At 70.3% G+C, this 8,730-nt stretch carries 6 protein-coding genes; 1 reads left to right on the top strand and 5 read right to left on the bottom strand.

All coding sequences use genetic code 11. The annotated features are described in order from the left end of the window. Window positions 1-257: 257 nt before the first annotated feature. Window positions 258-3,806: a ThuA domain-containing protein gene (locus ABZ749_RS03645; RefSeq protein ID WP_357222393.1), complete on the top strand. Its 3,549-nt coding sequence runs from the start codon at window positions 258-260 to the stop codon at window positions 3,804-3,806. Between the two features lie 89 nt (window positions 3,807-3,895). Here ABZ749_RS03645 and ABZ749_RS03650 read toward each other — a convergent pair whose 3' ends face one another. The 5 genes from ABZ749_RS03650 to ABZ749_RS03670 are packed head-to-tail and all read right to left on the bottom strand — an operon-like array spanning window position 3,896 to window position 8,525. Then, complete coding sequence (locus ABZ749_RS03650; protein WP_357222395.1) at window positions 3,896-4,888, bottom strand: aldo/keto reductase; 993 nt, start codon at window positions 4,886-4,888, stop codon at window positions 3,896-3,898. Beyond that, window positions 4,885-5,238, bottom strand: coding sequence for an amidohydrolase family protein (locus ABZ749_RS03655; RefSeq protein WP_357222403.1), 354 nt, complete (start codon window positions 5,236-5,238; stop codon window positions 4,885-4,887). Before ABZ749_RS03655 ends, ABZ749_RS03650 begins: the two co-directional genes overlap by 4 nt. Continuing rightward, entirely contained in the window at window positions 5,192-6,979 is a 1,788-nt protein-coding gene (locus ABZ749_RS03660; RefSeq protein ID WP_357222397.1) for a DUF87 domain-containing protein, read from the bottom strand. Before ABZ749_RS03660 ends, ABZ749_RS03655 begins: the two co-directional genes overlap by 47 nt. After that, window positions 6,976-7,938, bottom strand: a complete 963-nt coding sequence (locus tag ABZ749_RS03665; RefSeq protein WP_357222399.1) for a PrgI family protein — start codon at window positions 7,936-7,938, stop codon at window positions 6,976-6,978. The genes ABZ749_RS03660 and ABZ749_RS03665 overlap by 4 nt, the downstream gene beginning before the upstream one ends. Beyond that, window positions 7,935-8,525 carry a conjugal transfer protein TrbL family protein gene (locus ABZ749_RS03670; RefSeq protein ID WP_357222401.1) on the bottom strand — a complete coding sequence of 197 codons (591 nt, stop codon included), beginning with the start codon at window positions 8,523-8,525 and terminating at the stop codon, window positions 7,935-7,937. Before ABZ749_RS03670 ends, ABZ749_RS03665 begins: the two co-directional genes overlap by 4 nt. Window positions 8,526-8,730: the final 205 nt, after the last annotated feature.

Here is an 8,730-nt window from a genome sequence, read left to right on the forward strand (position 1 = left end):
TCCACCGGGCAGGACGTCGGACGTTACTTTGTGGATTGACAGTCATCGATCTCTAGCTCATCCTGACCTCGTGGACCCCGGGACGAGAACCACAGCCACGATCACGCTGTGTGACGTCCCGCAGGTCTGACTGCCGTTGCGGCGAACGGCATGAGGCAGACAAGCGCGCCCGCGTCCCCTCACGTGTCCAGGGTCAACCTGACGCGTCGGAGGGCCCGTGGTCGCAATCCCTACGCCCGCCCAACCTAGGAGACGGCATGCGTCGTAACACATTGCTCATCTCGGTGATCGCCGGCCTGTTACTGGCGCTCGGCCTCGCCCCACCCGCGTCGGCGGCCCCGGCCTTCCGCGCCCTGGTGTTCAGTAAGACCACCGGCTACCGCCACGACTCGATCGCCGCCGGGATCAGCATGATCCAGCAGCAGGCGGCGGCGAACAACTTCGAGGTGGTGGCCACCGAGGACTCAAGCGTCTTCACGGCCAGCAACCTGGCCACCTTCGACGTGATCGTCATGCTCCAGACCTCCGGCATGGTCTGGACCTCGGCGGCGCAGCGCCAGGCGGTGGAGGGTTACCTCGCCAGCGGCAAGGGCATCGTGGGCATCCACAACGCCCTCGACATGGGCATCGAGAGCGAATACCCGTGGTGGGACCAGACCATCAACGGTGGCGCCCACATGCCCGAGCACTCCCCCGGCGTGCTCCAGGGCACCGCCATCGTCGCCGACAAGAAGCACCCGTCGACGGCCAGCCTGCCGGATCGGTGGACCCGCAGCGAGGAGTGGTACAACTTCGACGCCAACCCGCGCGGCAACGTGCACGTGCTGGTGACCGCCGACGAGCGCACGTACAACCCGGGATCCCGGGCGATGGGCCCGGATCATCCGATCTCCTGGTGCCGCAACACCAACGGCGGGCGGGTGTGGGCCACCGCGATGGGCCACGCGATCGGTTCCTACAGCGAGGCGAACTTCCAGAATCACGTGCTCGGTGGCATCAAGTGGGCGGCCGGTAACGCCGCCGGTGACTGCGGCGGCACCGTCTGGGGCAACTTCGAGAAGCGCACCCTCGACGACAACACAGTCGACCCGATGGCGCTGGGTGTGGCACCGGACGGCCGGGTCTTCTACGTCCAGCGCGGCGGCCAGGTGAAGATCTTCAAGCCCTCCACCAACAGCACCGTCACCGCCGGCACCCTCAGCGTCTACACCGGCGGCGAGGACGGCCTGACCGGCATGGCGCTGGACCCCAACTTCGCCACCAACGGCTACATCTACCTGTACCACTCGCCGGCCAGCAGCAGCACCGACGTCAACCGGGTCTCCCGCTACACGGTCAGCGGTGACACGCTGAACACGTCGAGCGGCGTGACGATCATCGACATCCCGGCGTACCGGGACCGGACGTTCCCCGAGCCCGGCCACACCGGCGGCTACATCAAGTTCGGCCCCGACGGCAACCTCTTCATCGGCACCGGCGACGACACGCCGCCGAACCTGGACCCGAACTGGCAGGGCTACGCCCCGCTGGACTGGCGGTCGGGCAAGTCCAACCTGGATGCCGCCCGCAGCGCCGGCAACACCAACGACCTGCGCGGCAAGCTGCTGCGCATCCGGCCCTCGGCCAGCGGTGGCTACACCATCCCGTCGGGCAACCTCTACCCCCAGGGCACCGCGCAGACCAAGCCCGAGGTCTACGCGATGGGCTTCCGCAACCCGTTCCGCTTCTCCATCGACCCGGCCAACGGCTGGGTCTACCTGGCCGACTACGGACCGGACCGGAACCCGCCCACCACCAACCGCGGGCCCGAGGGCCTGGTCGAGCTGAACGTCATCAAGCAGGCCGGCAACTACGGCTGGCCGTTCTGCCACGGCGACAACCAGCCCTATGCGCCGTTCAACCCGGACACCGGCGTCGTCGGCTCCAAGTTCAACTGCAGCTCGCCGGTCAACAACTCGCCGAATAACACCGGTCTGACCAGCCTGAAGCCGGTCGTCGCACCCAATATCTGGTATGGCTACGGCACCTCGCCGACCTTCACGGAGCTGGGCTCCGGCGGCTCGGCGCCGATGGGTGGCCCGGTCTACCGGTACGACGCGTCGAACCCCTCCGCGACGAAGTTCCCGCCCTACTACGACGGGGTGCACTTCTTCTACGAGTGGGCGCGCAACTACGTCAAGGAGGTGCACTTCGACTCCTCCTCGGCGGTCACCCGCACCAACCCGTTCCTGCCCAACGTTCGGTTCAACAAGCCGATGGACATGGAGTTCGGCAAGGACGGCTCGCTCTACCTGCTGGAGTGGGGCACCAACTTCGGCGGCGGCAACAGCGACTCCGGGCTCTACCGGATCGACTACAACCAGGGCGGCCGGTCACCGATCGTCAAGGCCACCGGCACGCCCACCAGCGGCAGCGCACCGCTGACCGTCCAGTTCAGCAGCGCTGGCACGTCCGACCCGGACGGCAACACGCTGAGCTACCTGTGGACGTTCGGCGACGGCACCACCTCGACGGCGGCCAACCCGTCGAAGGTGTACACCTCGAACGGCAACTACACCGCCCAGTTGAAGGTCACCAACAGCGCCGGCAAGACCGGCTTCGCCAACGTCCCGATCACCGTCGGCAACAGCGCCCCGGTGGTCACCATCACCACACCGGGCAACGGGGGCATGCTGACCTTCGGTGACAAGGTGTCGTACCAGATCACAGTGACCGATCCGGACGGCGGAACCGTCGACTGCTCGAAGGTGTTCCTCAACCCGGCGCTGGGTCACGACGACCACGCCCACGAGACCACCGAGTACCCGGGCTGCTCGGGCACCATCTCCACCGACCTGCTCGGTGGGCACCCCGATGGCGCCAACCTGTTCTACGTGCTGAACGCGCGGTACACCGACAACGGCGGCTCGGGCGGCGGGTCCCCGCTCACCGGCACCGCACAGGCGATCCTGCAACCGAAGCACAAGCAGTCCGAGTACTTCAGCAGCCAGTCCGGCATCCGGGTGGTCGACCAGGCGGCCGCGGAGAGCACCAAGCGCGTCGGTGACATCTCCAGCAACGACTGGATCGCGTTCAACCCGATGAACCTGTCGGGGATCTCGACGGTCAGCTACCGGCTGTCGTCGCCGTCCGGCGGCGGCTCGATCGAGCTGCGGGCCGACTCGCCGACCGGCACCCTGCTGGCCACCACCACGGTGCCCAGCACGGGTGGCTGGGACAACTACCAGTCCACGACGCCGGTGAGCGTCGCCGCCCTCGGCGGTACGCACACGCTCTACATGGTGTTCAAGAACAGCAACAACTCGTTCGATCTGGACGCGCACACCTTCGGCGGCAACGGCGTCGGGACACCCGGCACCGGCACCGGCACCGGCCTGGCCGGCAAGACCTACACGGTCACGGCGCAGCACAGCAACAAGCTGTTGGACGTCAGCGGTGTCTCCACCGCCGACGGCGCCCAGATCACCCAGTGGGCGTCCACCGGTGGCAACAACCAGAAGTGGCAGGCCGTCGACGCCGGTAACGGCGCGCTCTACCTCAAGGCGGTGCACAGCGGCAAGTGCGTCGAGGTCACTGGCAGCTCGACCGCGGCGGGTGCCTTCCTCCAGCAGGCCACCTGCAACAACGGCAACCAGCAGAAGTTCACCGCCACCGCGACCGGAACCTCCGGCGTGTACACGGTGAAGAGTGTGCTCAGCGGGCTCTGCCTGGACGTCAACGGCGCTTCCACGGCCGACGGCGCCCGGGTGTTGCAGTGGACCTGCAGCAACGCGACGAACCAGCAGTGGCGCTTCACGGCGCTCTGACCCTGCGGCTGTCGCGGTAACAGATGACGTCCCGGTCGGGACCGGTATCCGAGAAACGGAGCCGGTCCCGGCCGGGACGTTGTCGTCGATCAGGCAGGCAGACCAGGCGTCACGGCGAGCAGCCCGGCCGCCGCCAGGGCGCCCCACAGCTCCTCGGGTACGGCGACATCGGAGCGTCGTACCGTATCGGTCACCTGCGCCTCGGTGCGGACGCCGACCACCGTCGACACCACGGCCGGGTGCCGGCGGACGAAGGCGAGCGCCGCCTGCGGCAGTGTCACCCCGTACGTCTCGCAGACGGTGGCGATCCGCCGCGCCCGCTCGATCACCGCCGCCGGGGCCTGCTCGTAGTTGTAGACGGCGTCGGCCGGCGGCCGGTCCCGCGAGAGCAGGCCCGAGTTGTAGACGCCAGCGATGACGACGCCCACCCCCCGGCTCTCGGCGGCCGGCAGCAGGTCCGCGGCGGCGCCCTGTTCGAGCAGGGTGTACCGCCCGGCGCACATCATCACGTCGACGTCGGTCTCCCGGACGAACCGGGCCAGCATCGCCGACTGGTTCATCCCGGCGCCGATCGCGCCCACGACGCCCTGGTCGCGCAGATCGACCAGGGCGGGTACGGCCTCGTGCGCGGCCTGCTCCCAGTGGTCGTCCGGATCGTGCAGGTAGACGACGTCGATCCGGTCCAACCCGGTCCGGTCCAGGCTGGCCTCGATCGAGCGCAGCACGCCGTCGCGGCTGAAGTCCCACACCCGCCGGTGGGTGGCGGGCACATCGAACCCGTCGGAGTCCCGCAGGTGCGCGTCCTCAGGCGACGGCACCAGAAGTCGCCCGACCTTCGTCGACACCACGTACTCGTCGCGCGGCCGTTGGCGCAACGCGACGCCGAGGCGGCGTTCGGACAGCCCGAGACCGTAGTGCGGCGCGGTGTCGAAGTACCGGACGCCCGCCTCCCACGCGGCGTCGACCGCCGAGGCGAACTCCTCGTCCGTCGTCGTCCGGTACAGGTTGCCCGCCTGGGCCGCGCCGAAGCCCAGCTCGGTGAGCCGTAGCTGCGGGCGGCGCGGCAGTGAGCGGGCCATCATGACGCCTCCAACCCGTAGACGCGGCGTGCCGTCCCGCCCCAGACCGACGCCTGGTCGGCCCCGTCCCGGCCCTCCAGCAACTCGGCCAGGGTGTCGACCCACCGCTGGTACGAACTGGCGAGCAGGCAGACCGGCCAGTCCGAGCCGAACATCAGTCGCTCCGGCCCGAACGCGTCGAGGGCGTCCTCGACGGCGGGTCGAAGGTCAGCCGGCGTCCAGTGCGAGTGCGGCACCTCGGTCACCAGCCCGGAGAGCTTCGCCGTCGTGTTGCGACCGTTGAGCTGAGGGCTTCGGTCGGCGGTGTCACAGATCGCCCTCCTCGTCGAGGTCGGCCAGTTCGACCGGATCAGTGGTGCACAGGGCGTGCTCCGCGTCGGAGGCGATCGACTCGAAGCTGGTCCTGCTCGCCCCGGAGATCAGCAGCCCTTGGCCGCGGCGAGTCGCCAGCAGCAGCCGCCGCTCACCGTCGGTGAGCCCGAACGCCTCGCCGACGGCGTCGATGGCCTGCGGCGCCTGCCGCAGCAGCACCTGGGTGGAGGCGTTGGACACCACCGCCTGGCCGAGGTCGGTGCTCAGCACATCGGCGGCGTCCTGGGTGATGACGGTCAGCCCGGCGTTGCGCTTACGTGCCGCCTTCGACATGCGGAACAGGAAGCGGGCGCCTTCGCCGTCGCGCATCAGCAGCCACGCCTCGTCGACCACCACGAGCCGCCGCCGCGACGGGCGTTGTGGGGCGTCGACGGTGCGCCAGATCGAGTCCAGCGCGAGCAGGGTGCCGACGGTGCGCAGTTCGTCGGGCAGGTGCCGCAGCGACCACACGACCAGGTGTCCGACCGGTGCCTGGGTGGTGGGTGCGTCGAACAGGTCGGCGAAGCTGCCCTGCACCCACGGCGCGAGCCGGACGGCCAGCGTCGCGGCGGCCGAGTCGTCGTCGGCGCGTAGCGTGGCGGCCAGGTCGCGCAGCAGCGGCGCCGGCCGGTGGTGCGTGGCCGGGTCGGCGGTGATCCCGGCGGCCCGGTAGACGGCGAGGATGGCCCGGTCCAGCGCGGCGCGTTCCGCCGGTGGCGGCTGGTGGCCGAGCAGCACGCTGATGAGCGTGTGCAGGAACAGAGCGCGGCGGGTCAGCGTGTCGGGACGCCGGTCGCCGACCGGCAAGTCCAGGGGGTTGATCTTCACGCCGGGCAGGCCCAACCGGACGATGCTGCCGCCGACCGCGTCGGCCAGTCGCAGGTACTCGTCCTCGGGGTCCACCACCGCGACCTGCACCCCCAGGTAGAGGTTGCGCAGGATCTCCAGCTTCACGAAGTACGACTTCCCTGCCCCGGAGCGGGCCAGGACGATCGAGTTGTGGTTCTCCTGCGTCCAGCGGTCCCACCAAACAATGCCGGCGCTGGCCGGGTTGATCCCGTAGAGGACACCGCCGGTGGCCGGCGGGTCGCCGGGCAGCGGTGCGGGCAGGTCCGGGCTCGACAGCGGAAACGCGGCGGCGAGCGCCTGGGTGTCCATCGTGCGCTGCATCCGCAGCCCATCGCAGGCGAGGGGCAGGGTGGTGGTCCAGCCGGGAAGCTGCCGCCACGTCGCGGGCTGCACCTCCAGAAGGGTGGACGCGGCGGCGGCCCGGACCTGCGCGCACGCCTGTAGGAGTTCGTCTTCGGAACGGGCGTGCACGGTCAGGTACAGGCCGACGCGGAACAGCTTCGCCGCGCCTCGGGCCAGTCGCTCGGCCAGGTCACCGGCGTCATCTGCTGCGGCATCGACGTAGGGGTCGGTGAGCTTGCCGCGCTCGGAGTCGGCTCGCCGGGAGGACTCCAGCCGTGCTCGCTGTCTGCGCAGCCGGGACGCGGCGATCGGCGCCGGCAGCGGCTCGATGTGCAACGCGAGGTCGAGCCGGCCCGGCCAGGACAGCAGCGGCTCCAGCCACGCCGGGCCGACCTCGGCCGGGTAACCGGTCACGACGAGGGTGGCGGCGAAGCCGTCGCCCACGCGCAGCCACCGGGGTGTGACCTCGACGGTGGCCGGCGCGACCGCCGACGCCAGTGAGTCCGGCTGCGGCTGAGCCTTGTCGTCGCCGGACCGTCTCTTCCTGATCATTGTTGGCTCCTTGCCCTGCGGGTGGGGGCAGCGGCGGTGATGACGGCATCGGGTGCGGCCAGGCGGCCCGGTTGCGGTGGCCGGTACGGGTCGGCGGCGCCGGCCAGGGCGGCGGTGACCGCCGAGCCGTCCAGCAGCCGCGGGCTGACGCCGAGGCCGGCCAACGCCCGCACCGTGTCATCGGCTCGCCGCCGCGCGGCATGCGCGCGCTCGCCGGCCGCCGCGCTGGTGACGACTAGGACCTGCCGGCGAAGCGGGTCCCGGCGGGCGGCCAGGTCGCCGAGGAACTCGGCGTGATCGGCGCACGCCGCGCCCAGCCGCGGATGCGGCTGGACGTCCGCGACGGCGGCGAGAGCTCGGCTGTGGGAGGTCAGGTCAACCGGTTGCGCGGACACGACGATCTGCGTCGGCGTCGACAGGCTGTTGAGCCACCGCCCCCACCCTTCGATCAGGGCCGCCTGCTCGGCGGGTGTGCGCAGCGCGAGGTTCACCGTGGTGGTGCCGACGATCGCCGCCCGCGCGTCACCGAGGCTGATCGCCCCGTCGTCGTCGATGGCGTCGGCGGGCAGCCGCAACGGCGCTGGCAGCGGCATCCGGCCGCTGCTGGGGGTCTCGACCCAATCCGGCGTCCCGGTGTCCGCCGCGACGGTGGCGGTGGACAGTGACCGGGGTGTGCGCGTGTGGCAGATCGCGTGCAGCAGCCACACATCTATGGACAGGCCGTCGCGGCGGCCCAGAGCCAGGCCGATGACCAGCCCGCCGAGCACCACACCAGCACCGATGAACACCGGCGCCGGCACGACATCGTGCAGCGTGCGCCACGCGGTGTAGAACAGCAGCGCACCGGCGGCGACGATCGCCAGCTGATGGAACGTCAGGCCGTAGGCCACCTTGTCGGGGGCGTCGACGTCGGCCGGCATCCGTGCCCTCAACGGCGCTTCGGATTCGGGTTTGGTCATTTGATGGTCCTCCGAAGGGTGTTCAGGCCGGGGATGGTGCGGGCGATTTGCTGCACCACGACGACGCGGACGACCGCGCCGAGCATGGTGCTCGTGCTACGTCCGGTCTGGCCCGCCCAGCGGGCCAGCAGTGTGGGGATCTTGACGGTGGTCCAGAGCAGCACCACCACGACCAGGAGGTTCAGCGTGCCGCCCGGGTCGACGGGCAGGCCGAACACGGGCAGCATGGTCGCCGGGTCGAGCAGTGTCTGCTGCCCCGCGGTGAGGAAGAACGCCTGCGCCACGGGGATCGCCAAGCATCCGGCGTAGGCGCGCCACCACAGCCGGGCGAGACCGTCGGTCTGCGGCAGCGCGTGGCAGGCCAGCGCCAGCGGCGCGATGCTCGTCATCACCAGCAGCGCCACGAACCGGCCGATCAGCTGAAACGCCGCCGTCACCACCAGGACGGTGATGAGCAGGATCAGGACCAGGAACAACAGCGGAACGGTGCGGTCCTGTGCCGCCGCGAGGTGGGTGCGGATCGCGGTGAACGCGCCGTCACCGTCGTAGCCGCCCTCGCTGATCGCCGCGGTCAGCGCATTGGCCACATCAATGAACTGGTCGCAGGCCAACTGGGAGAAGTGCGCCGCGGTGAACCCGACGACCAGCCGCGGGAGGAGGTCCTTGACCGTGTACCGGGACTGTTCGTCGCCGCCGGCCGGCGACGAGTTCCACTACTCCGACCTGGTGGCCCGCGCGTACGACACCGACCACCATCGGATCCGGCTGGCCGACGACGACCTGGCGCCCGCC

This window comes from Micromonospora sp. NPDC047753 (genome assembly GCF_040642735.1).
Lineage (GTDB): Bacteria > Actinomycetota > Actinomycetes > Mycobacteriales > Micromonosporaceae > Micromonospora.